Origin of the sequence: Azospirillum sp. TSH20 (assembly GCF_003115935.1) — a bacterium.
In the GTDB taxonomy this organism is placed as follows: domain Bacteria; phylum Pseudomonadota; class Alphaproteobacteria; order Azospirillales; family Azospirillaceae; genus Azospirillum.
Genome location: NZ_LGQU01000076.1, coordinates 45,121 through 65,938, shown reverse-complemented (window position 1 = coordinate 65,938; position 20,818 = coordinate 45,121). Strand labels below are relative to the sequence as shown.

General features: G+C 68.7%; 23 protein-coding genes. 15 read left to right on the top strand and 8 right to left on the bottom strand.

Translation table 11 applies throughout. The annotated features are described in order from the left end of the window. Positions 1–46: 46 nt before the first annotated feature. The 4 genes from TSH20_RS20855 to TSH20_RS20840 all read left to right on the top strand — a co-directional run bounded on the left by TSH20_RS20855 (position 47) and on the right by TSH20_RS20840 (position 3,464). Positions 47–976 (top strand): EamA family transporter, encoded by a 930-nt coding sequence (locus tag TSH20_RS20855; RefSeq protein WP_109076499.1) that lies wholly within the window; start codon positions 47–49, stop codon positions 974–976. Between the two features lie 266 nt (positions 977–1,242). Next, entirely contained in the window at positions 1,243–1,581 is a 339-nt protein-coding gene (locus TSH20_RS20850) for an acyl carrier protein (RefSeq protein ID WP_085091864.1), read from the top strand. Between the two features lie 2 nt (positions 1,582–1,583). Further along, positions 1,584–2,915, top strand: a complete 1,332-nt coding sequence (locus TSH20_RS20845) for a GH1 family beta-glucosidase (protein WP_109076498.1) — start codon at positions 1,584–1,586, stop codon at positions 2,913–2,915. A gap of 186 nt (positions 2,916–3,101) precedes the next feature. Further along, positions 3,102–3,464 carry a HigA family addiction module antitoxin gene (locus TSH20_RS20840; RefSeq protein ID WP_109076497.1) on the top strand — a complete coding sequence of 121 codons (363 nt, stop codon included), beginning with the start codon at positions 3,102–3,104 and terminating at the stop codon, positions 3,462–3,464. A 15-nt stretch (positions 3,465–3,479) separates the two neighbouring features. Here TSH20_RS20840 and TSH20_RS20835 read toward each other — a convergent pair whose 3' ends face one another. The 3 genes from TSH20_RS20835 to TSH20_RS35035 form a co-directional block, all read right to left on the bottom strand. After that, a complete protein-coding gene (locus TSH20_RS20835; protein WP_109076496.1) occupies positions 3,480–4,064 on the bottom strand; it encodes a HutD family protein in 585 nt (194 codons plus the stop codon). Between the two features lie 58 nt (positions 4,065–4,122). Further along, on the bottom strand, positions 4,123–4,821 hold the full coding sequence (locus TSH20_RS20830; RefSeq protein WP_109076495.1) for a hypothetical protein: 699 nt from the start codon (positions 4,819–4,821) through the stop codon (positions 4,123–4,125). 239 nt (positions 4,822–5,060) lie between these two features. Further along, on the bottom strand, positions 5,061–5,237 hold the full coding sequence (locus TSH20_RS35035; protein WP_158282034.1) for a hypothetical protein: 177 nt from the start codon (positions 5,235–5,237) through the stop codon (positions 5,061–5,063). Between the two features lie 490 nt (positions 5,238–5,727). Between TSH20_RS35035 and TSH20_RS20825 the strand changes: the two genes are divergently transcribed. Continuing rightward, on the top strand, positions 5,728–6,471 hold the full coding sequence (locus TSH20_RS20825) for a rhodanese-like domain-containing protein (protein WP_109076494.1): 744 nt from the start codon (positions 5,728–5,730) through the stop codon (positions 6,469–6,471). 13 nt (positions 6,472–6,484) lie between these two features. On the opposite strand, the gene TSH20_RS20820 is transcribed toward TSH20_RS20825, so the two are convergent. From TSH20_RS20820 to TSH20_RS20805, 4 genes are all read right to left on the bottom strand, one after another. Then, positions 6,485–7,522, bottom strand: coding sequence for a YihY/virulence factor BrkB family protein (locus TSH20_RS20820; RefSeq protein ID WP_109076493.1), 1,038 nt, complete (start codon positions 7,520–7,522; stop codon positions 6,485–6,487). 12 nt (positions 7,523–7,534) lie between these two features. Further along, positions 7,535–8,374, bottom strand: coding sequence for a DUF3618 domain-containing protein (locus tag TSH20_RS20815; protein ID WP_109076492.1), 840 nt, complete (start codon positions 8,372–8,374; stop codon positions 7,535–7,537). 85 nt (positions 8,375–8,459) lie between these two features. After that, positions 8,460–9,104 carry a YjbE family putative metal transport protein gene (locus TSH20_RS20810; protein ID WP_109076491.1) on the bottom strand — a complete coding sequence of 215 codons (645 nt, stop codon included), beginning with the start codon at positions 9,102–9,104 and terminating at the stop codon, positions 8,460–8,462. 208 nt (positions 9,105–9,312) lie between these two features. After that, entirely contained in the window at positions 9,313–9,927 is a 615-nt protein-coding gene (locus tag TSH20_RS20805) for a HupE/UreJ family protein (RefSeq protein WP_109076490.1), read from the bottom strand. A gap of 178 nt (positions 9,928–10,105) precedes the next feature. On the opposite strand from TSH20_RS20805, the gene TSH20_RS20800 reads away from it, so the two are divergent. The 6 genes from TSH20_RS20800 to TSH20_RS20775 all read left to right on the top strand — a co-directional run bounded on the left by TSH20_RS20800 (position 10,106) and on the right by TSH20_RS20775 (position 16,407). Next, positions 10,106–11,302 (top strand): nickel-dependent hydrogenase large subunit, encoded by a 1,197-nt coding sequence (locus tag TSH20_RS20800; protein WP_247871558.1) that lies wholly within the window; start codon positions 10,106–10,108, stop codon positions 11,300–11,302. A 76-nt stretch (positions 11,303–11,378) separates the two neighbouring features. Beyond that, complete coding sequence (hypB, locus tag TSH20_RS20795; protein WP_109076488.1) at positions 11,379–12,353, top strand: hydrogenase nickel incorporation protein HypB; 975 nt, start codon at positions 11,379–11,381, stop codon at positions 12,351–12,353. Between the two features lie 16 nt (positions 12,354–12,369). Beyond that, positions 12,370–12,594, top strand: a complete 225-nt coding sequence (locus TSH20_RS20790) for a HypC/HybG/HupF family hydrogenase formation chaperone (RefSeq protein ID WP_109076487.1) — start codon at positions 12,370–12,372, stop codon at positions 12,592–12,594. A gap of 208 nt (positions 12,595–12,802) precedes the next feature. Then, positions 12,803–13,849 (top strand): hydrogenase expression/formation protein HypE, encoded by a 1,047-nt coding sequence (gene hypE, locus TSH20_RS20785; RefSeq protein ID WP_109076486.1) that lies wholly within the window; start codon positions 12,803–12,805, stop codon positions 13,847–13,849. A gap of 133 nt (positions 13,850–13,982) precedes the next feature. Beyond that, a complete protein-coding gene (locus TSH20_RS20780; RefSeq protein ID WP_247871559.1) occupies positions 13,983–14,705 on the top strand; it encodes a sugar transferase in 723 nt (240 codons plus the stop codon). A gap of 274 nt (positions 14,706–14,979) precedes the next feature. Beyond that, entirely contained in the window at positions 14,980–16,407 is a 1,428-nt protein-coding gene (locus tag TSH20_RS20775; protein WP_109076485.1) for a S41 family peptidase, read from the top strand. A 144-nt stretch (positions 16,408–16,551) separates the two neighbouring features. Here TSH20_RS20775 and TSH20_RS20765 read toward each other — a convergent pair whose 3' ends face one another. Then, entirely contained in the window at positions 16,552–17,334 is a 783-nt protein-coding gene (locus TSH20_RS20765; RefSeq protein ID WP_247871560.1) for a 4'-phosphopantetheinyl transferase superfamily protein, read from the bottom strand. Between the two features lie 124 nt (positions 17,335–17,458). On the opposite strand from TSH20_RS20765, the gene TSH20_RS20760 reads away from it, so the two are divergent. The 4 genes from TSH20_RS20760 (at position 17,459) to TSH20_RS20745 (ending at position 20,808) form a co-directional block, all read left to right on the top strand. Then, positions 17,459–18,439, top strand: coding sequence for a phosphoribosylaminoimidazolesuccinocarboxamide synthase (locus TSH20_RS20760; RefSeq protein ID WP_109076483.1), 981 nt, complete (start codon positions 17,459–17,461; stop codon positions 18,437–18,439). 15 nt (positions 18,440–18,454) lie between these two features. Then, positions 18,455–19,408: a D-2-hydroxyacid dehydrogenase family protein gene (locus TSH20_RS20755; protein ID WP_109076482.1), complete on the top strand. Its 954-nt coding sequence runs from the start codon at positions 18,455–18,457 to the stop codon at positions 19,406–19,408. 101 nt (positions 19,409–19,509) lie between these two features. Next, entirely contained in the window at positions 19,510–20,187 is a 678-nt protein-coding gene (locus TSH20_RS20750) for a phosphatase PAP2 family protein (RefSeq protein ID WP_109076481.1), read from the top strand. A gap of 96 nt (positions 20,188–20,283) precedes the next feature. Continuing rightward, positions 20,284–20,808, top strand: a complete 525-nt coding sequence (locus tag TSH20_RS20745; protein WP_109076480.1) for a hypothetical protein — start codon at positions 20,284–20,286, stop codon at positions 20,806–20,808. Positions 20,809–20,818 lie beyond the last annotated feature (10 nt).

The window sequence follows — 20,818 nt, the reverse complement described above, 5'->3', positions numbered from 1 at the left end:
CCGGTTATGGTCGCGCCTGTCCCGCGCCAACAGACCGACACGCATCATGACCGTCTCCGCCGCTCCCTCCACTGCCATGGCCGATCGCCGATCCGTCAACCGCGCCACGCTGGTGGGCTTCATCGCCATTCTCTTGTGGGCGACGCTGGCCCCGCTGGCGACGCTGGCCTCGATGGTGCCGCCGTTCCAGCTGGTCGCGACCTCCTTTTTCCTGGCCTTCCTGGTCGGCAGCGGCTGGACCGCGTCGCGCGGCGACAACCCCCTGCGCTATTTCCGCCAGCCGGTTGCGGCCTGGGCGCTGGGGGTCGGCGGGCTGTTCGGCTTCCACTTCCTCTATTTCATGGCCCTGCAGGCGGCGCCGCCGGTGGAGGCCAACCTGATCAACTACCTGTGGCCGCTGCTGATCGTGCTGTTCTCCGCCCTGCTGCCGGGGGAACGGCTGCGCTCCTGGCATGTCGGCGGCGCGCTCGCCGGATTGGCGGGCACGGTTCTGCTGATCGCGCGTGGCGGCAGCGGCGGATTTTCGATCGACCCGGCGCATCTGCCGGGCTATGCCGCCGCGCTGGGCAGTGCCGTCACCTGGGCCGGCTATTCGGTGCTGCGCCGCCGGTTGGGCCAGATCGGCGAGGCGCCGACCGACGCGGTCAGCGCCTTCTGCCTCGTCACCGCACTCCTGTCGCTGCTCTGCCATCTCGCGCTGGAACGCACGGTCTGGCCGGAGACCGCCGCCGGCTGGGGGGCGATGCTGCTGCTGGGACTGGGACCGGTGGGGGCGGCCTTCTTCGTCTGGGATTACGGAGTGCGCCACGGCGACATCCGGGCGCTGGGAGCGCTGTCCTATCTGGCGCCCCTGCTGTCGACCCTGCTGCTGGTCCTGTTCGGCCTCGCCCCCAACTCCGGCATCATCTGGGTGTCCTGCGCCCTGATCGCCGGCGGCTCGCTGCTGGCCAGCAAGGATTTGCTGCGGCGCAGGTGAGCGTGGCGGTGCGCGGACTGCCCCGCCCCTGATCGCGGCAGGCTATCACTTGGACGCGTATTGCGGTCGATTTGGGAGAATCGGCCCGGAGTGACGTCGGACTTCACGGAACCGCCGGTCTCTTGCCCGCGGGGGTGGCAAATCCCGCGCGGTTTTTTGCCGCGCCCGGCGGGAGACCCCGATGCTGACTGCTTTATTCTTTAACGATCGGTGCGTACAGTCGCTGTTGCCTACCCCTTTCGCGCAACCCAAAGCCGAGCGTCGCGATGAGCAAGTCGATCGAGGGTGTATCCAACTGGATGCACATGTTCCGCTGGATCGTGAAGCTGATCCGCGACGAATATGGGGTCGACGAGGCTCTGCTGACCCGCAATGCGACCCTGGAGACCGACATCCAGCTGTCGATCGATCAGGTCGAACAGGTTTTGGAATACATCTCCGAAAGCTTCGCCATCCGCTTTCCCGAAGGGACACTGGACGAGTTAGTGAAGCTGGAGGAACTCTGCCTGCTGGCGAGCTGGATCAAGGGCTATTACAAGCGCCCAGAATTCATCTCCGACGCCTTCGAGGCCCGCTGCCGCAGCATCAACCAGATCGCAGCCTGACCATGACCGACCGGACCTCCCCCTATCCTCCCGGCTTTACGTGGGGCGTCTCCACCTCCGCCTACCAGATCGAGGGCGCGGCGGCCGAGGATGGGCGCGGCGCCAGCATCTGGGACGTCCGCTGCCGCACCCAGGGCGGGGTGGTGAACGGCGACACCGGCGACGTCGCCTGCGACCACTACCACCGCATGCCGGAGGATGTGGCGCTGATGAAGGGGCTGGGCGTCGACGCCTACCGTTTCTCGGTCTCCTGGCCCAGGGTGATGCCGCGCGGCAAGGGCGCGGTGAACGACGCCGGGCTGGACTTCTACGACCGGCTGATCGACCGGCTGCTGGAGTCCGGGATCGAGCCCTGGCTGTGCCTCTACCATTGGGACCTGCCGCAGTCCCTGCAGGATTTGGGCGGCTGGTCGTCCCGCGACTGCGCCGGCTGGTACGCCGATTATGCCGCGCTCTGCGCCCGGCGCTACGGCGACCGGGTGAAGCGCTGGATCACCTTCAACGAATTCTCGGTCTTCACCCTGTTCGGCTACGCCATCCCCTGGGCGGCGCCGGGAATCGTCGACCGGGCCCAGCATCTGCGCGCCATCCACCACGTCAACCTCGCCCATGGCGCCGGGGTGGACGTGCTGCGCGACATGGTGCCGGGGGCCTCCATCGGCGCCATCCACAACCGGCAGGTCGTGATCCCCGAGACCGACACGCCGGAGAACCGCGCCGCCGCCGCCCTGCTGGACGAGCATTGGAACCTCGTCTTCTGCGATCCGCAGATCCTGGGCCATTACCCGCCGCAGACCGCCGCCGCCATCGAGCCCTATGTCCAGCCCGGCGACATGGCGCGCATCGCCCGGCCGGTGGACTGGTTCGGGCTGAACCATTACGGCCCGATCTTCGCCAAGGCCGAGCCGGCCCGGACCTGGGGCTATGGCTGGGGCGACGCGCCGCCCGATTCGCCCACCCACGGCGTCGGCTGGGCGATCTTCCCCGACGCCTTCCGCGACGAGTTGCTGACGATCCAGCGCCGCTACCGCCTGCCCATCGTGGTGACGGAGAACGGCTGCGGCGGCAGCGACACCGTCAGCCCCGACGGTGCCGTCCACGACCCGCACCGCATCAACTACCTGACCATCTACAACGCCGCGATGCGTGACGCGATGGCCCAGGGCGCCGACGTGCGCGGCTATTTCGTCTGGTCGCTGCTGGACAATTTCGAATGGGGCAGCGGCTACGGCCAACGCTTCGGCATCGTCCACGTCGACTTCCAGACCCTGGCCCGCACGCCGAAGGACTCGGCGCGCTGGTACGCGGAACTGATCCGGGCGGCGAAGGCGTAATCGAACCGCTTCGCATCAGAGCTCATCATAAGCTTCCCTGGACCGTCATTCCCGCGAAGGCGGGAATCCAGACGCTCCAAAGGCTCAGGCTCGAATCAGCCTGGATCCCCGCCTTCGCGGGGATGACGGCCGAGAAAAAGTGATAGAAACTCTCAAATCCTGAGGTAATTGACTGAGAGGTTCGACATGATCATCCGCCGCGAAGAGCTTGAGGCCGGATATCCGGACCTGTCGGATGTCGTCGATGCCGCCGCCGTCCCCTTCGCGCCCATTCATCCCGGAGAAATCCTGCGGGAGGAATTCCTGGAACCGAAGGGCATTTCCGCTTACCGGCTCGCCAAGGACATCGGCGTTCCCCTGACCAGGATCACAGCAATTCTGGAGGGCAAGCGCGCCGTTACCGCCGACACCGCCTTGCGCCTATCGCGCTACTTCCGCATGTCCGAAGGGTTCTGGGCCAATCTCCAAGCCCATTACGACATCGAAGTCGCCAAGCGCGCGCTCGGCGACCGGCTCGATACCGAGGTGAAGGCGCTGGAGATCGCCTGACGGTCTTTCCTCCGATCAGCGCCGCCGCACCTCCGCGCAGACGCCCTCCGCCCCGTCCGGTGCCTTCACCCGCGCCGCCGCGTCGCGCAGAAGCAGGCTGTGGCCGGCGGGGACCGTCAGCGCCTCGCCGCCGTCCGGGATGACGGTCAACGTTCCGGCCAGCGCATGGACCAGCAGCACGTCGCCGGCCGCGCGATGGGCAGGACCTCCCGCCAGCAGGGTGAGCGTGCCGGTCGCCGACGCGCGGTCGAGCATCAGGTTCACGTCGCGGATCGGGCCGGCGGTCGGTTCGCACCAGACCGGCGCTTCGCCGCGGAAGGCGAAGGCGGGATTCAGGCGGCGGCGTTCGACCGGCGGGGCGCCATCGACAGAGAGGCGCATGCCGTCGCCCTCCACCACCGCGATCAACCGGTCATAGCCGGGAAAGGCGGAAAAGGGGCCGGGTTCGACCACGTCGGCGATGCTGACGCGCCAGACGAATCGCCCGTCGGGGGCCGGCTCCACCGCCAGTTCGGTGGTGACGCCGCCGCCATTCTTCCAGGGAACGCGGCGATGGTCGTCGGGGGTCAGGCGCGTGATGGACGGGTCTTTGGACTGCAAGGGTCTGCTCCGGAACGGATCGGCTCCGCCCGGTCATACCACAGCCGACAGCCCGGCTTCACACGAACAGGCTGAAGCTGCCCATCAGTTTCTGCGTGCCGGTCTGGCCGGTGGGGATGGAGTTCATGCTGCCGATGGCCTGATTCAGCCCGTCGAGCGTCGCCTGCTGACCGGTTGTGAGCGTCAGGCCGGTGTCGCCCTTGGCCGGCTGCTTGGCCACGGTGTCGTAGTCCTGGCTGTAATTGCCCATGACCAGCTGCATGGCGTAGTTCTTGGGGTCCTTGTCGGACTGGCCCTTGTCGCGGGTGACGCGCAGGGTGTAGTCGCCCTTGTCGACCGACAGATTGCCGGCCTGCAGCTTCTTGAAGGCGGTGTAGTTGTCGCCGGCCTTCGGGTCGCTGTCGGCCATCACCCGGCCAAGCCGGTTCATCAGCTGGACATGCACACCGTCGTCGCCGACCTGTCCCATGGTCAGCTCGCCCTTGGTGATGACCTTGAACTTGTAGAAATCGACCTTGTCGTTCGCGGCCAGCGTGCTGGCGACGTTCAGGCGGGTGGTGTTCTTGGAAATCACGCCGATGTCAGTGGCGCCGCCCGCGGTGGTCAGCGCCGACTTCTTCACCGTCTTGGAGTATTCCTTGACGTCGCCGACAGCCTGGTTGCTCTGCGACTTCTTGATCGCCTCGACCGCATTGTTGATCGAGGCGTTGAGGCTGGACACCAGGGAGTTGACGCTTGAGAGAGCATCATCCGCCATGATCAGTCATCCTTCTTCCGATCCGATCCCCACGCCCGAAACCAAGTCCGAAAACCCGATCCGAACGCCGTTCGAGGAGCACCAAACAAGAGGCACGGCCGGCTGAGCCGTAACCCGGGCACGTCTGCCCTAAGGGAGTATACGACAACAGCCGGCGGAACATAGGCAGGATTCGTGATTTTTTTGGTCGAAAGTCCGGATGCGGGACCTGTACGCCACGGTCGGCGGCCCCATCCGGCTCAGGACCGCGGCTTTTCCCCCTTGTCCGGCAGCGACTCCGACCGGGTGCTTCCGGCCGCCGCGGCCAGGGCTGCCGGCTGCGGGGACGACTCGGCGGCCCCCGATGCGGCGGAGTCTTCAGCGATCGGGCAGTGGGGCGGCTGGGTGGGGCCGGTGACGACATCGAAATCGAACATGACAACCTCTCTCGGCTGGTGATGAAGCCGCCCGGGTCGCCCGTGTTCGGATTTTCAGGATGTGAGGCCCATCAAGGGCCGGGGTCACAAACACGAAAGCCGCCGCGGGTCGGTCCGGGCGGCTTCGGGAGTGAGCGACAGATGCGCGTTCCTAGGCCGCCGAACGAAACCAGCGGCCAAAATATCGGGAACGTCCAATGGACGTGATGGAAAGCGTCTGTCGCATAGCGGCGACCATAGCGCGCGGTTGCCGCGATTCCAAGAAGGATTTTGGCAAAGGTATATCTGCCGGCGCGTGTGGGCGGCCGGCGCCGCGAGGCCTAGAATTATCCGGGCTAAGCTGAGTGGGGCCGGTACAAGGCTCGTCGGCCGGGATTATACTCCGCCACCTCTCGGATAGCGAAGTGCCCATTGCCAAATCCGGCATCATGCCGACTTGGCGATGTTGCGTTGAGTTCTGTCGCACCCATTCCGTGGATGGAGCTTGGTCATGAACAACGTTCGTTTCCTAGCCTCGGTGGCCATTGCAGCAACCCTCTTTTCAGGCCCTGCTTTCGCTCGCGATGTGACCATCCATCAGGCGGTCATCGGAGAGACCGACCAGAAGACGCAGGAGATCAGCACCGAGGACATGCGCCGCATCGTGTCGCAAGGGGGTGCAACCATCCTGGATACCCGTCCCCATGCCGAATTCGTGAACGGGCATATTCCCGGAGCGAACACTCTCAAAGGCCCCCCATCGGAAGCGGTTGCCGAGGTGGAAAAGCTGGTGGGCGGCGACAAGAGCAAGGCTTTGGTTCTCTACTGCAATGGGCCTTATTGCCAAGCCAGCCGTCGCATGGCCGCCCAACTGCTCGATGCCGGCTTCACGAACGTGCGCCGCTATCAGCTCGGCATGCCGGTCTGGCGAGCGCTTGGCGGCCCGACCGAAATCGACCTCGACGGAGTCCTGCGGATCTTCAGGAACGACCAGACCGCGGTCTTCCTCGACGCGCGGTCGGCCGAAGACTTCGGCAAAGGCAGCCTGCCGCGTGCACACAACCTCATGGCCGAGAATGCCGCGAAGGTCCAGGGGGCTCCCATGCCTCTCGACGACTTCAACACGCGGATCGTGTTGTTCGGCCGAGATGCGCAGCAGGCGCGGGAGCTTGCCGAAGCCCTGAGCAAGCGGCCATGGCACAACGTGTCGTATTTCGCCGGAACCTTCGAGGCCCTGAACGCCGCCGTCAAATGATCCAAGAATTCAGTCAGCCGGCTTTCCGCTCGCCCACCGTGTCGGCGACATAGGCGTCGCGCCGGCCCATCGGGCGGGAGGCGCGGCCGTCGCGGTCGGTGGTGTCGCGGGCGGTCTGGTGCTCGATCTCCGCGTTCAGCTCCGCCCCCATCAGCACGACATAGGAGGTCAGGTTGAACCACAGCAGCAGGATCACGACGGCGCCGACCGAGCCGTAGGTCTCGTTGTAGCTGCCGAAGTTCGACACATAGACGGAAAAGCCCAGCGACCCCAGCAGCCAGACCACGGTCGCCACCGCCGACCCCCAAGTGACCCAGCGCCATCGCGGCTCGCGGCGGTCGGGGGCGTAGCGGTAGAAGACGGCCAGCGCCAGCATGATCGTCACCGCCAGGATCGGCCAGCGGGCGAGGCTGGCGATCCAGCCGATCGGCGTGTTCTGCAGTCCGATGATGGTGATGGCGGCCGGGACGGCGACGATCATCGCAATGGCGAGGATGACGAACAGCAGGCCCGCCACCGTCAGTCCCATCGACAGCATCGCCAACTTGAGGAAACCGCGCGTCTCCTTCTCGCCATAGGCGATGTTGAGCGCCGTCACCATCGAGTTGGTGCCGCGCGACGCGCTCCACAGGGTCAGCAGCAGGCCGAAGATCAGCCCGAAGCCCAGCCCCTGCGACGGGGCGGTCGCCACCTTGCGCGCCTGGTCGCTGACGATCGACAGCGCGTCCGGCGGCAGCAGGCTGCCCAACTGGTTCAATTGGGTCTCGATCATCGACGGATCGGCGACGAGGCCGTAGATCGACACCAGCGCCGCGACGGCGGGGAAGATGGCGAGCAGGGCGTAATAGGCGACGCCGGCCGCCAGCATCGACACATTGTCCTTGCTCTGCTCGTCCCACACCCGCAGCAGGATGTCCTTCCAGCCCTTCTTGGGGATGTCCGACGGGCTGTCCGCCGACCGGCCGCGGCCGTCCCCGCTCCCGTCATTGGCGGCGCGTCCGCCCGTGCGGTTCCGGTGCTCGTAGTAATGGCGTCGGCTCAGCCCCAGCATGCCCCGCCCTCCTCAGACCACGGCTTCGCGCAGCGCGCCGACGCGATGGCGCGCCGTTTCGATGGCGTGGAACTGGGCGCCGATGACGACCTGCAGATGGTCGTCCGGCGCATCGTGCAGGGCGTCGCGGAACAGCGACAGCGTGCCGTCCAGCCCGCCTTCCAGCCGGGCCAGCAGGTCGCCGCGCGCCCCGGGCCCGCCGGCCCCGGCCATCACGCTGCGGGCGCTGGCCTCTGCCAGTCCATGCATGGGCGACCAGACGCGCGTGCCGTCGCCGGCGGTCTCGATCCAGCCACCACCGGTGCGCAGTTCCGCATCCAGCGCCATGGCGCTGCGGTCGAGCTGGTCGGCCAGATCCTCCAGCCGGGCGGACAGGGCCGTATCGGCGATGGTCATGTCGGCGCGGCGGAAGGCTTCCGAGCCGTCGCGGCAGGCGGCGATCAGGTCGGTCAGCAGATGCCGGCTGCGCGGGTCGAGATGGCGGCCATGGGGATCGTAATCGTCGAACCCGGTGGTTGATTCCGGCGTGCGGGCGACCGCCACGGCAAGCCAGAGGGCGCCGACGCCCATCAGCGCCACCGGGATCGGGTTGGCGCGCACCGCGCGGGCGATGCGGCCGGACAGCCCGTCGCCGCCGCCCTGGATCACGTCGCGCACCACCTGCACCACGCCGCCGGACATCTGGCCGGGCGACAGTCGGAACTCGATCTCGTCGATCACCGAATCCATGCGGGCGCGGATCGACTGGATCTCGTGCTCGATCTCTTCCGGCCGGCGGCCCTGGGGCGATGTGGCTGTGGCGGTCGCATCGGACGGAGCGGCGGACGGAATGGCGTCGTTGTGATGGGTCATGCCGGGCGTCTCCTGTGGGGGCTGCCGGCTTGCAACACCAGGAGACGCCGATTGTTCCGGCTGTAGCGGTCCGGAACCCGCCCGATCAGGTCACATGCTGGGCGAAGGCCATGACCTCCATGCTGCCCTGCCAGATCATGCGGACGGCGACATAGACGATGACCACCAGACCCAGATAGGCGATCCAGTGGAAGCGGTTCAGCAGCCGCGCGATCACCGTCGCCGCGGCGCCCATCAGCGCCACCGACAGCAGAAGGCCGATGGCCAGCACCCACAGATGCTCGCGCGCCGCGCCCGCCACCGCCAGCACATTGTCGAGCGACATCGACACGTCGGCGATGATGACCTGCCGGATGGCGGCCCCCACCGGCTTGCCGCCCCCGGCGGGGGTGGGGACAGCGTCGTCGCCCTCCTCGGCCATCAGGGCGGCGGCCTCCGCCTCCTCGCGCTGGCTGCGCAATTCGCGGAACAGCTTCCAGCACACCCACAGCAGCAGCAACCCGCCGGCCAGCGTCAGCCCGATGACGTCCATCAGCCGGGTCGCCGCCAGCGCGAAGCCGATGCGCAGGACCACCGCGGCGGCGATGCCCCAGAAGATCACGCGGGCGCGTTTCTCCCGCGCCACCCCTGCGGCGGCCATGCCGACGACGATGGCGTTGTCACCGGCCAGCACCAGGTCGATGAACACCACCTGGGCAAGCGCGATCAATTCCGGAATCAGCGAGTCCACGGTCTGTCCGTCGATTTTCAGTTGAGGAGATGCGGGCGGGGGAGGCCTGCCCTATAGCGCGTGAACACGCGGCGGCGCAACCTTGTCGCCCGGCGCGGGTGGAAAAATGTCGCGGTCCCTTGGCAATCCGCCCGCGAATGCACGGCAAAAAGGCCGGACAGTCTCCCGCCCGGCCTTCCTCATGAACTTTGGGTCGGAAAGCTCCGGATCAGGCCAGTGCGGCCAGCGCCACGCCGCCCAAACCGCCCCCAGCCAAACCAATGGCCGCACCCAGACCGCGCAGGGCGAGGGCCGCCCCCGTCCCGCGGGCGATCCCGCGCAACGACAGGGCCGCGGCGACGCCGGCGCCGTGCAGCAGCGCGGTCGCCAGCGCGAAACCAAGGCCGTAGAGCAGCGGCTGCGCCGCCTCCGGCATCTCGGCGCCATGGGCATGGCCGTGGAAAACGGCGAACATCGCCACCACCGCCATCGACAGGTGCAGCGACAGGCGCGACTGCGCGGCGATCAGGGCGCCCAGCGCGATCACCGACCCGGCGATCCCCAGCTCCACCGCCGGCAGCGCGATGCCCGCCATGCCCAGCAGGCCGCCGCCGATCATGGCGGTGACGAAGGCGGCCGGCAGCGCCCACAGGGCGGCACCGCCGCGCTGCGCCGCCCACAGCCCGACCGCGACCATCGCCAGCAGATGGTCCCAGCCGCCGACCGGATGCAGGAAGCCATGGGTGAAGCCGGCGTCATGGACGCCGACGGTGTGGGCGTCGGCGACCGCGGGCAGCACCAGCCCGGCCAGCAGCACGGCCGAGGCGAGGGAGAAACGTTTCATGGATCAGCATCCTCTGATGTCGTGTCGCGCTGTCGGAGCGAAGTTTAGCAGAAAGCGTCAGCCCGGCCATGGCCGGAACGGCGGTTCCGCCCCGTCGGATCTACGTCGTTTGACGCAGGTCAATGAGTTGCACCCCCGATCCGTCACGATGCGCTGCCCGTTGCCACAGGAATCCTCGATGCCCACCGCCACGCTTCCCGGAGAGGGTTCGGTATCCGTCCGGCTGTGGCTCGACAGGGGTGAGGATGGGGGCCGCAAGGACGGCATGACCATCCGCCGGGCCGAGGTCGCCACCCGCCGCCCGCGCGCCGTCGCCGCCCTGGTCGGCCGCAAGGCGGAGGAGGCTGTGCGGCTGGCGCCCCTGCTGTTCAGCCTGTGCGGCAGCGCCCAGGGGCTGGCCGTCGCCCGCGCCTGCGAGGCGGCGCTGGGCATCGACGCCACTCCCCACGAGACCGCCCGCGCCCTGCTGACCGATGCGGAGGCGCTGGACAGCCATGGCTGGCAGGCTGTGGTCGAATGGCCGGCGCGCCTCGGCGCCCCGCCCCGGCCGGCGGCCCTGCGCGATCTGCGGGCGGCGGTGTCGGCCATCATGCCGGCGCTCTATCCGGCCAAGGATGGGCTGCGGCCCGGCGGCGGCGTACTGCGGCCGGACACGGCGGCCCTCCGGGATATCCTTGTGCGGATAACCGGCTGGCTGGAGACGACCGTTTTCGCCGGTCCGCCGCCACGGGATGCCGACGACCTCGCCCGCTGGGCGGCGGGCGGCGGCAGCGACGCGGCACGGCTGGCCGCCCGGCTGCTGTCGCCCGATCTGGCCGGCTGGGGCGCCTGCGGTGCACCACTGCTGATCGAGCGGTCGCCCCTCTGGTACGCGGCGGCGCTGAGCGGCGACCCGTCCTTCGCCGCCAATCCTCGATACAAGGATGCCCCGGCCCTGACCGGACCGCTGGAACGGCAGGTCGACCATCCGCTGGTCGTCTCGGTAACGGAACGCTTCGGCGACGGGCTCGCCCGGCCGTTCGCGGCGCGGCTCGCCGATCTGGCGGAGCTGCCGCGGCGGATGGAGGCGGCCATCGCGGATCTTCGCCCCGCCGATCCCGCCACTGCCGGATCGTCGGGTCCTGGCGAGGGCTGCGGCGTGGCGGAGACGGCGCGCGGGCGGTTGGCCCACTGGCTGCGGCTGGACGGCGACGGCCGGCTGGCCGAGGCCCGCATGGTGGCGCCGACCGACTGGAACTTCGCCGCCGACGGCCCGCTGGCGCGCGGCTTGGCGGGGGCCGAGGTGCGCGACCGCGACGACGCGGTGGACCGGGTGCATCTGCTGGTCGCGATGCTGGACCCCTGCGTCGCCTGCGGCATAGAAGTACACGAATGACGAGCGCTTGCCGAAGCCTGCGGCCAGGTCAATGATGGACAGGCATCTTGCTGATTGAAGTGTGGGAGAGCGCGTGATGTGCACGGTTTGCGGATGCGGCGAGGGCGAGACCCGGATAGACGGCAAGGCCGCCGATGCCGAGCATGAGCATATCGGCCCCGACGGCAAGGTCTATCGCCACCATCATGGCGAGGCGCACCACCATGCCCATCACCACCATGACGACACCCACGAACATGTCGCCCCCGACGGCACGGTGTTCCGCCACAGCCATAACGAGCACGGGCACCATCATCACGACCACCACCGTCCCGACCGTGCCGACGCCATCGACGGCGGCGCCGCGCTGAACCAGCCGCGGCTGGTCACCATCGAACGCGACATCCTGGCGAAGAACGACGGTCTGGCCGCCGTCAACCGCCGCCGCTTCGCCGAGCGCGGGGTGTTCGTGCTGAACCTGATGTCCAGCCCCGGATCGGGCAAGACCACCCTGCTGACCCGCAGCCTGACCGACCTGAAGGGCCGCTTCCCCGTCGCGGTGATCGAGGGCGACCAGCAGACCAGCTTCGACGCCGACCGCATCCGCGCCACCGGCACCCCGGCGGTGCAGGTCAACACCGGCAAGGGCTGCCATCTCGATGCCTCCATGGTGGCGCAGGCCGCCGACAAGCTGGCAACCGACGGCCAGTTCGCCGAGGACGGCGTGCTGTTCGTCGAGAATGTCGGCAATCTGGTCTGCCCCGCCGGCTTCGACCTGGGCGAGACCCACCGCGTCGTCGTGCTGTCGGTGACGGAAGGCGAGGACAAGCCTCTGAAATACCCGGACATGTTCGTCCGCGCCGACCTGCTGGTCGTCAACAAGATCGACCTGCTGCCGCACCTGACCTTCGACGTCGAGCGCATGATCGGCTACGCCCAGCGCCTGAACCCGTCGCTGGCGGTGATCCAGCTGTCGGCCACCACCGGCCAAGGGCTGGAGGAGTGGTACGACTGGATCGCCGACGGTCTGGCGGAGGCCCGCGCCTCCCACACCGCTTCCGCCGCCGTCTGACCGAAGGATCGCCGCCATGTGCCTCGCCGTCCCCGCCCTGGTCACCGCCCTGCTGCCCGACGACCGCGCCACCGTCAGCCTGGGCGGCGTCACCTCCACCTGCTCGCTTGAGCTGGTGGAGGACGTCGCCGTCGGCGATTACGTGATCGTCCATGTCGGCTACGCCCTGTCCCGCCTGGATGCCGAGGAGGCGGAGCGCACGCTGGCCCTGCTGGCCGAAGTCGCCGAAGCCGCGGCCTGACGCTGGTCTCCCGTGCTCCGACAGAAAACCGCGCCCGCAAACAAGCACGTCATCCCCGCGAAGGCGGGGATCCAGGAAACTTCGCGGACAAGCCGCTGAACCGGCTGGATTCCCGCCTTCGCGGGAATGACGGCGCACAAAAGGCAAGGGTTCCCGCATCGCTTCCGCGGGAACTTACCCTCCAACCGACCACCCGGACCCCACGCCCATGACCGACCGCCGCCTCTTCACCCGCAAGCTCGACATCGCCCGCGGGGCGGTGGACATGACCCACGGGTCGGGCGGCAAGGCGATGGCGCAGCTGGTGCGCGAGCTGTTCGCCGCCGCCTTTGCCAATCCGTATCTCGACCAGGGCAACGATCAGGCCGCCTTCGACGTGCCGGGCGGGCGCATGGTGATGACGACCGACGGCTTCGTCGTCTCGCCGCTGTTCTTCCCCGGCGGCGACATCGGCTCGCTGGCGGTCCACGGCACGGTGAACGACGTCGCCATGGCCGGTGCGGTGCCGCTGCACCTGACCGCCGGCTTCATCATCGAGGAAGGCTTCCCGCTCGCCGACCTGAAGCGGGTGGTCGACAGCATGGCCGCCGCGGCGCGCGAGGCCGGGGTCGCCATCGTGTCGGGCGACACCAAGGTGGTGGAGCGCGGCAAGGGCGACGGCATCTTCATCACCACCACCGGCATCGGCATGGTGCCGCCGGGCGTCGCCCCGTCGGGCGACCGGGCGCGGCCGGGCGACGCCATCCTGATCAGCGGCACCATGGGCGACCATGGCGTCGCCATCATGTCGACCCGCGACAATCTGGGCTTCGAGACGGCGATCCTGTCCGACAGCGCGGCGCTGAACGGGCTGGTCTCGGCGATGGTGGCGGCGGTGCCGGACGTGCATGTGCTGCGCGACCCCACCCGCGGCGGGCTGGCGACGACGCTGAACGAGATCGCCCACCAGTCCGGCGTCGGCATGCGCCTGCGCGAATCGGACATTCCGGTGCGGGCGCAGGTCGCGGCGGCCTGCGAATTGTTGGGACTCGACCCGCTTTACGCCGCCAACGAAGGTAAGCTGATCGCGATCTGCGCCGAGGAGGAGTGCGACCGTCTGCTCTCCGTCATGCGCGACCACCCGCTGGGACGGGACGCGGCCCGCATCGGATGCGTGGTGGAAGACCCCCACCGCTTCGTTCAGATGGAGACCCGGTTCGGTGGCCGCCGGATCGTGGATTGGCTGACCGGGGAACAGCTTCCCCGGATCTGCTGACCCGTACCGGCGGGCTAACTCACCCTTTCCAAACGTACCGTCCCTTTGGCGGGACCCCTTTCGCGCGCTGGCCGTTGCCTCTCTCGGATGGTCCTATGCTCTGACCCGAGACGATCAGCGACGAGAGAATATAATGGCGTTGTCCAACATCGCCCTTCTGGGCGCTCCCCGTCTGGACCCCGGCCGGATGGCCGGGACCCGGTCGGCGATGCAGGCGATGGACCGGCTTCCCGGTTGCCCACCCTTGCACAGGCACCGCGTGAAACGCGCGTTCGACATCGTCGGCTCGCTGGGTCTGCTTGCCGTTTTCGGGCCGTTGATGCTCGTGCTCGCCTGGATGGTGGCGCGCGACGGCGGCCCGGCGGTGTTCGGCCACCGGCGCATCGGCGCCGACGGGCGTCCCTTCACCTGCCTGAAATTCCGCTCCATGGTGGTCAACTCGGCCGAGGTGCTGGAACGGCTGCTCGCCACCGACGAGACGGCGCGCGCCGAATGGCTGGCGACGCGCAAGCTGCGCAACGATCCCCGCATCACCCCGGTCGGCCGTTTCCTGCGCAAATCGAGCCTGGACGAGCTGCCGCAGCTCATCAACGTCCTGCGCGGCGACATGAGCCTGGTCGGCCCCCGCCCGATCATCGACGACGAGGTGTCCTACTATCACGCCTGCTTCCCCTTCTACACCCGCTGCCGCCCCGGCCTGACCGGGCTGTGGCAGGTCAGCGGCCGCAGCGACGTCGATTACGTGCGCCGCGTCCAGCTCGACACCGCCTATGTCGTCGGCTGGAACTTCTGGGCCGACATCGGCATCATGCTGCGCACCGTGCGGGTCGTGGTGAAGGGCAGTGGCGCCTACTGACGCCCGCCCCCTCTGAAAGCGTTCATCCGTTCGAATAGGTCGCGCGCTCCCTCGGGGCGCGCGACATCGCCGTTTGCGCACCCTATCTCTGGAGTCCGCCCTCTTGCGCGGTTCGGCCGATCCACCCCGGGCATGACCCTCTTGCCGAAATCGGGATGGATTTTGAGAATGGGCGGACGACGTGCTAGGGTCGCGGCAACCGGCGAAACACTGGTATAAGTGAACGATGCGCGTAAGACCGCCGGCCGGATCGGCCAGTCAAGAGGGTCCAAGGATGGCGAAGCTGCTGGCTGCCTTGCTGCTGATGATGGTGGCGATCGGGCCCGCCTGCGCCGTGGCGCCCACCAGCCGTGCCGACACCGTGGCGGCCCTCGACCGCTACCGGACGGATTTCGCCAAGATCCGCGGCTATGGATCGCTGTCCACCGCCGACCGCAACTACGTCCTCTTCTCCGACGCCATGCGCCGCGTCCTGACGGAGCATGTGAAGGCCTATGATCCGCAGGTGCTGATCGACAAGGCCGAGGACGGGCTGAAGAAGAAGAAGGCGGAGAACCCGAAGGCCAGCGACCGCATGCTGACCGAAGCGGCGCTGGACAGCATGCTGGGCTCGCTCGATCCCTATTCCAGCTTCCTCGACGCCGAGCGCTACCGCTATCTGCGCGAACAGACGCAGGGCGAGTTCGGCGGGCTCGGCATCGAGGTGACGATGGACGAGGAAAGCGGCCTGATCAAGGTCGTCTCCCCCATCGACGGCTCGCCCGCCGCCCGCGCCGGCCTGCGCAGCGGCGACCTGATCGCCCGCATCGACGACATGGCGGTGAAGGGGCTGAACCTGCACGACGCCGTCGCCCGCATGCGCGGCCCCGTCGGCAGCTCCGTCGCCCTGTCGATCCGCCGCCCGCCCTCGACCGAGGCCAACACCCGCGTCTCGCTGACCCGCGCCATCGTGAAGATCCAGCCGGTGCGCTACCGGCTGGAGGGCAACGTCGCCTATGTCCGCATCGCCACCTTCAACCAGTCGACCTCCACGGCGCTGGACGCGGCGATCGAGACGATGCGCCGGCAGGCGAAGGGCCGGCTGACCGGCGCCGTCATCGACCTGCGCAACAACCCCGGCGGCCTGCTGGAGCAGGCGGTGCAGGTGGCCGACCGCTTCCTGGAGACGGTGGACATCGTCTCCGTCCGCGGCCGCGATCCGGAGGAATCCCGCAACTACCGCGGCACCCCCGGCGACCTGCTGGCCGGGCTGCCGGTGGTGGTGCTGATCAACAGCGGCTCGGCCTCGGCGTCGGAGATCGTGGCGGGCGCCCTGCAGGACCATCACCGGGCGCTGCTGTTCGGCTCCCGCTCCTACGGCAAGGGGTCGGTGCAGACGATTTCCTCGCTCAGCGTCGACACCGGCATCCGCCTGACCACCGCCCGCTACTATCGCCCGTCGGGGGCGCTGGTGGATTGCTTCGGCGTCTCGCCGAACCTGGAGGTCAAGCCGACCCACGGCAGCACCGAGGAAACCCACCCCGACCCCGCCACCTGCGACTCCAACGCCCCGGTCCCGCCGAAGCCGCAGGTGTGGCTGTCCCAGGACATGTGCCCCGACGTGATGGACAAGGCCCCCAAGCCCGACGACGACCGCCCGCTGGAATGCGCCGTCTCCGCCATCCGCAACCGCCTGACCGGAACCTTGGCCGGCGGGGAGTAAGCCGGAAAATCCCCTCTCCCCCCCGGGGAGAGGGTTAGGGTGAGGGGGAAGCGCGGCGGCCTTTTACCGAGAATCCGAACATGTGCATCCCCCTCACCCCGGCCCTCTCCCCGCTTTCGGCGGACCGAAGGTCCGCCTGTCGCGTCAGCGCAAACTTCGTTTGCGCGTGAGCGGGGGGGAGAGGGAGGCATCCATCACCCGCGTCTCCACCGTCCAGCCGGTGCCATGCGCCGCGATGGCGGCGATGGTGCCGGGCAGCACCCGGCGGTCGAACAGGCTCCAGTCGGCCGGCACGCCGACATCCCCGCTCAGACGCCCGTCGATCTCCAGCAGCGCCGGCGGCGCACCGGGCGTCACCTCCACCGCGAACTGGTCGAGCGGCATCGACAGCCCGACGCCGGCCGCCTTGATGAAGGCCTCCTTGCGGGTCCAGGCCAGCAGGAAGCCCTCGTCCCTCTGCTCCGGACCCAGCGTCTGCAAGGCGGCGCGCTCGGTCGCGTGAAAGAAGCGGTCGGCGATGCCGTCGGCGCTTTCGATCGGGCGCAACCGCTCGATGTCGACGCCGATCCGCCCCTCCGCCGCCACGGCGATGGCCAGCGCATCCTCGCTGTCGCTGAGGTTGAAGGCCGGGCCGCCGGCCAGCGCCGGCTTGCCGTGCGTGCCGTAATCGAAGACCAGCCCCGCCGGATCGCGGCCGGTGCAGCGCCCCAGCAGCAGCCGCAGCAGCCCGCGCCGCAGAATGAAGCGCTCGGTCAGCCGTTCCATCATGAAGCGGTCGGCGCGCTCCACCTCGTCGTCCGACAGCAGGGCTCGCATCGCCGCCTTCTGCTCCGACAAGCCTGCCAGATCGGCGAACCAGACGCGGACGACTCCGGGCGCCAGGACATAGTCGCCGGCGCCCCCCGTTGCGGTCCCGGCTGCGGGCATTGTGATGCTCCCGTCATGCATCGGACAGCGATCCTCCCTCTCAATTTAGCGTCATGGCTCCGGCAGGGGTTTCGGGTATCATGCGCGCCTCTCGCATCCGCCCCTGCATCCGGACCAGGATCCCATGGTTGACACCGCCCTGCTCGCCCCGCACCTGACCAACGTTCTTCGCGACGCCTTCATCCCGGAGCTGCCCAATCATTACCGCGGCAAGGTGCGTGAAAACTACGACCTTCCCGACGGGCGGCGGATCCTGATCACCACCGACCGTCTGTCGGCCTTCGACCGCATCCTGACCGCCATCCCCTTCAAGGGACAGGTGCTGACCCAGACCGCCCGCTTCTGGTTCGAGGCGACGAAGGACATCTGCGCCAACCACGTGCTGGAATACCCCGACCCCAACGTGGTGGTGGCGAAGCGGCTGACCATCATGCCGGTCGAGGTCGTGGTCCGCGATTACATGGCCGGCACCACCGGCACCTCGATCTGGTCGATGTACAAGCAGGGCCGGCGCGAGATGTACGGCCACATCTTCCCCGACGGGCTGCGCCAGAACCAGAGGCTGGAAACCCCTATCATCACGCCGACGACCAAGGCCTTCGACGCCGGCCATGACGAGGAGCTGACCGCCGCCGAGATCGTGGGCCGCAACCTGCTGACCCGCGCCCAGTGGGACGAGGTGTCGGACAAGGCGCTGGCGCTGTTCGCCCGCGGCCAGAAGATGGCGGCGGAGCGCGGCCTGATCCTGGTCGACACCAAGTACGAGTTCGGCTTCGACGAGGACGGCAACATCCTGCTGGCCGACGAGATCCACACCCCCGACAGCTCGCGCTACTGGTTCGCCGGCAGCTATCAGGAGCGGTTCGAGACCGGCGGGAAGCCGGAAAGCTTCGACAAGGACTTCGTCCGCAACTGGGTCGTCGCCCGCTGCGATCCCTACACCCAGGACATCCCGGAGATCCCCGGCGAGGTGGTTCTGGAAGCGGCCCGCGTCTACATCGAAGCTGGCGAGACCATCACCGGCCGTCCGTTCGAGGTGCCGGCCACCGCCGTGCCGATCCTCGACCGCATCCGCGCCAACTTGGCGCCCTACTTCACCAAGTAAGCGGGAGCGGGCTCCATGCGCGTCGCCGTCCTCGACGATTACCAGGGGGTCGCCCGCGACCTCGCCGACTGGTCGCAGTTGCCGCCGGGCAGCGACCTGACGGTCTTCGAGCAGCCGCTCGGCGATATGGACGCGGTGGCGGCGGCGCTGGAGCCCTTCGACGTGCTGGTCATCATGCGGGAACGCACGCCGTTCCCCGCCGCGCTGATCGACCGGCTGCCGAACCTGAAGCTGCTGGTCACCACCGGCGCCCGCAACAACGCCATCGACCTGAAGGCCTGCGCCGCCCGTGGCATCCCCGTCAGCGGCACCCGCATGGTCGGCGCGCCGACGGCGGAGCTGACCTGGGGCCTGATCCTGGCGCTGGCCAAGCGCATCCCGGCCGAAGAGCGCGCCCTGCGCGAAGGCCGCTGGCAGACCGGCCTGACCGGCGATCTCGGGGCCAAGCGGCTGGGGCTGGTCGGCGTCGGCAAGCTCGGCAGCAAGGTCGCCAAGGTGGGTCAGGCCTTCGGCATGGAGGTGGTGGCCTGGAGCCCCAACCTGACCGATGAGCGCGCCGCCGAGGCCGGCGTGACCCGCGTGGAAAAGCGCGACCTGTTCGCCACCGCCGACGTGGTCAGCGTCCATCTGGTGCTGAGCGAGCGCACCCGCGGCGTGGTGGGGGCGGCGGAGATCGGCGCGATGAAGCCGACCGCCTTCCTCGTCAACACCTCGCGCGCCGGGCTGGTGGACGAGGCGGCGCTGGTCCATGCGCTGCGCCACGGCCATATCGGCGGCGCCGGCATCGATGTCTTCCCCATCGAGCCTCTGCCGAAAGACAGCCTTTGGCTTGACCTTCCCAACACCGTGCTGACGCCCCATCTCGGCTACGTGACGCGGGAGAATTACGCGGTGTTCTACCGCGACGCCCTGGAGGACATCCTGGCCTGGACGGCCGGCTCACCGGTGCGGCTGCTCTCTCCCGCCTGAACGGGCAACAGGGATGGAGGGTGCGGGTGAGCCGGAACGAGGGTATCGCAGGCGGGAGTAGAAACGGGTTCTGGGCGAAGCTGAGCCGGCACCAGTTGGGCATGCTCGTCAGCCTCTCGGCCATCGCCGGCCTGCTGTTCGGGTTCGTCGAGCTGGCCGGCGAGGTGATGGAGGGCGAGACCACCGCCTTCGACAAGCACATCCTGCTGGCGCTCCGCGATCCGTTGAACCCAGACCTGCCCGGCGGCCCCTGGTGGCTGGCCCGGATGGCGCGCGACATCACCTCGCTCGGCAGCACCACCATTCTCGCCATCCTGACCGCCGCCACGCTGGGCTTCCTGCTGCTTCTGCACAAGCGGGCGGCGGCCCTGCTGGTGCTGGTGGCGGTCGGCGGCGGCGGGGCGCTCAGCACCGTGCTGAAGATGCTGTTCGACCGCGCCCGGCCCGATCTGGTGCCGCACGGCGATCAGGTGATCTCCGCCAGCTTCCCCAGCGGCCACGCCATGCAATCGGCCGTCGTCTACCTGACGCTGGGCGCCCTGCTGACCCAGTTCGTCGAGGGCCGGCGGACCAAGGCCTATCTGCTGAGCTGGGCGATGGTGCTGACCCTCATCATCGGGGCGAGCCGCGTCTATCTCGGCGTCCACTGGCCGACCGACGTTCTGGCGGGCTGGAGCGTCGGCGCCGCCTGGGCGGCGCTGTGCTGGATGGTCGCCGAATGGCTGCAGCGCCGCGGCGCGGTGGAGCAGGACCGGCCGGAGGTCACCGCAGGGCGCTGATCCGGGTGCGTCGCACAAAAGGTTAACAAGCGGCTTGAATACGGACGCTTGCCCGCCGATAGTGTCGACCCTACCCCTTTCGGATCAGGCCGCACCATGCCTCAGGGCACCCTCGACCGCGAAACCCTTGAAGCCGTCGGCGTCCTCGCCCGCGCGGTGGAGCGCGAGCGGGTGCCCGGCGTCCTGGAATGCCGCCTGCTGGCGAACGCGCTGAAACGCACCCTGGACAGCGGCCGGGAACGCGAGCTGACCGAGGCGTCGCGCGTGTTCCGCACGCTGGATGTGGACCTGCGCGAACGCATCGTCGCCCGCGCGCGGGTGGAAGCGCAGCAGACCCGTGCCCAGGCGAAGGCCGCCGCGACGCAGGACAGCGCCATCGACCGGGAGGAGGTCACGCAGGAGATTCCGGCGCTGCCCGCCTGGCGTGTCTCCGAACCGAAGGGCCGTGAACAGAAAGGCCGGGCCGGCACCAATTTCCTGGCCGCCCTGAATGGCCTGCGCCCGGCGGCCACCACCGGCTCCAATGCCGGCTCCAGCAGGGGCGCGGCCCGTGACCGCCTGCGCGCCGCCGTCGATTCCCAGCGCCGCGTCGGCCAGCGGGCGGAACCGACGCTGGACTGAGGGGCGCCGC

Bases quoted from the DNA above. Each gene is read 5' to 3' on its own strand.
- TSH20_RS20825 (WP_109076494.1), top strand. From the start codon at position 5,728: ATGAACAACGTTCGTTTCCTAGCCTCGGTGGCCATTGCAGCAACCCTC.
- TSH20_RS35035 (WP_158282034.1), bottom strand. From the start codon at position 5,237: ATGTTCGATTTCGATGTCGTCACCGGCCCCACCCAGCCGCCCCACTGC.
- TSH20_RS20845 (WP_109076498.1), top strand. From the start codon at position 1,584: ATGACCGACCGGACCTCCCCCTATCCTCCCGGCTTTACGTGGGGCGTC.
- TSH20_RS20830 (WP_109076495.1), bottom strand. From the start codon at position 4,821: ATGGCGGATGATGCTCTCTCAAGCGTCAACTCCCTGGTGTCCAGCCTC.
- TSH20_RS20820 (WP_109076493.1), bottom strand. From the start codon at position 7,522: ATGCTGGGGCTGAGCCGACGCCATTACTACGAGCACCGGAACCGCACG.
- TSH20_RS20800 (WP_247871558.1), top strand. From the start codon at position 10,106: ATGCCCACCGCCACGCTTCCCGGAGAGGGTTCGGTATCCGTCCGGCTG.
- TSH20_RS20805 (WP_109076490.1), bottom strand. From the start codon at position 9,927: ATGAAACGTTTCTCCCTCGCCTCGGCCGTGCTGCTGGCCGGGCTGGTG.
- TSH20_RS20775 (WP_109076485.1), top strand. From the start codon at position 14,980: ATGGCGAAGCTGCTGGCTGCCTTGCTGCTGATGATGGTGGCGATCGGG.
- TSH20_RS20850 (WP_085091864.1), top strand. From the start codon at position 1,243: ATGAGCAAGTCGATCGAGGGTGTATCCAACTGGATGCACATGTTCCGC.
- TSH20_RS20755 (WP_109076482.1), top strand. From the start codon at position 18,455: ATGCGCGTCGCCGTCCTCGACGATTACCAGGGGGTCGCCCGCGACCTC.
- TSH20_RS20780 (WP_247871559.1), top strand. From the start codon at position 13,983: ATGGCGTTGTCCAACATCGCCCTTCTGGGCGCTCCCCGTCTGGACCCC.
- TSH20_RS20855 (WP_109076499.1), top strand. From the start codon at position 47: ATGACCGTCTCCGCCGCTCCCTCCACTGCCATGGCCGATCGCCGATCC.
- hypE (WP_109076486.1), top strand. From the start codon at position 12,803: ATGACCGACCGCCGCCTCTTCACCCGCAAGCTCGACATCGCCCGCGGG.
- hypB (WP_109076488.1), top strand. From the start codon at position 11,379: ATGTGCACGGTTTGCGGATGCGGCGAGGGCGAGACCCGGATAGACGGC.
- TSH20_RS20840 (WP_109076497.1), top strand. From the start codon at position 3,102: ATGATCATCCGCCGCGAAGAGCTTGAGGCCGGATATCCGGACCTGTCG.
- TSH20_RS20745 (WP_109076480.1), top strand. From the start codon at position 20,284: ATGCCTCAGGGCACCCTCGACCGCGAAACCCTTGAAGCCGTCGGCGTC.
- TSH20_RS20815 (WP_109076492.1), bottom strand. From the start codon at position 8,374: ATGACCCATCACAACGACGCCATTCCGTCCGCCGCTCCGTCCGATGCG.
- TSH20_RS20790 (WP_109076487.1), top strand. From the start codon at position 12,370: ATGTGCCTCGCCGTCCCCGCCCTGGTCACCGCCCTGCTGCCCGACGAC.
- TSH20_RS20765 (WP_247871560.1), bottom strand. From the start codon at position 17,334: ATGCCCGCAGCCGGGACCGCAACGGGGGGCGCCGGCGACTATGTCCTG.
- TSH20_RS20750 (WP_109076481.1), top strand. From the start codon at position 19,510: ATGCTCGTCAGCCTCTCGGCCATCGCCGGCCTGCTGTTCGGGTTCGTC.
- TSH20_RS20760 (WP_109076483.1), top strand. From the start codon at position 17,459: ATGGTTGACACCGCCCTGCTCGCCCCGCACCTGACCAACGTTCTTCGC.